Source organism: Pseudomonas sp. DCB_AW (assembly GCF_026240895.1).
In the GTDB taxonomy this organism is placed as follows: Bacteria; Pseudomonadota; Gammaproteobacteria; order Pseudomonadales; family Pseudomonadaceae; genus Aquipseudomonas; species Aquipseudomonas kermanshahensis.
The window spans coordinates 1-635 of the sequence record NZ_JAPFCE010000158.1 but is presented as its reverse complement, the minus strand read 5'-3'; the positions used below and the strand labels follow the sequence as shown (position 1 = coordinate 635).

Sequence of the window (635 nt, the reverse complement as noted above, 5' to 3'; positions counted from 1 at the left end):
AGGACTACCAGGGTATCTAATCCTGTTTGCTCCCCATGCTTTCGCACCTCAGCGTCAGTGTTAGGCCAGATGGCTGCCTTCGCCATCGGTATTCCTCCAGATCTCTACGCATTTCACCGCTACACCTGGAATTCTACCATCCTCTCCCACACTCTAGCTAACCAGTATCGAATGCAATTCCCAAGTTAAGCTCGGGGATTTCACATTTGACTTAATTAGCCGCCTACGCGCGCTTTACGCCCAGTAAATCCGATTAACGCTTGCACCCTCTGTATTACCGCGGCTGCTGGCACAGAGTTAGCCGGTGCTTATTCTGCGAGTAACGTCCACTATCTCTAGGTATTAACTAAAGTAGCCTCCTCCTCGCTTAAAGTGCTTTACAACCATAAGGCCTTCTTCACACACGCGGCATGGCTGGATCAGGCTTGCGCCCATTGTCCAATATTCCCCACTGCTGCCTCCCGTAGGAGTCTGGACCGTGTCTCAGTTCCAGTGTGACTGATCATCCTCTCAGACCAGTTACGGATCGTCGCCTTGGTGAGCCATTACCGCACCAAATAGATAAACCGACCTAGGAGCAAATGATAGCGCAAGGCCCGAAGTACCCCTCATTAAACCCGTAGAACTTATGCGGT

At 51.2% G+C, this 635-nt stretch carries 1 rRNA gene; it reads right to left on the bottom strand.

Annotated elements, in window-relative coordinates:
* Window positions 1-635, bottom strand: a 16S ribosomal RNA gene (locus OO306_RS28040); the annotation flags it as partial.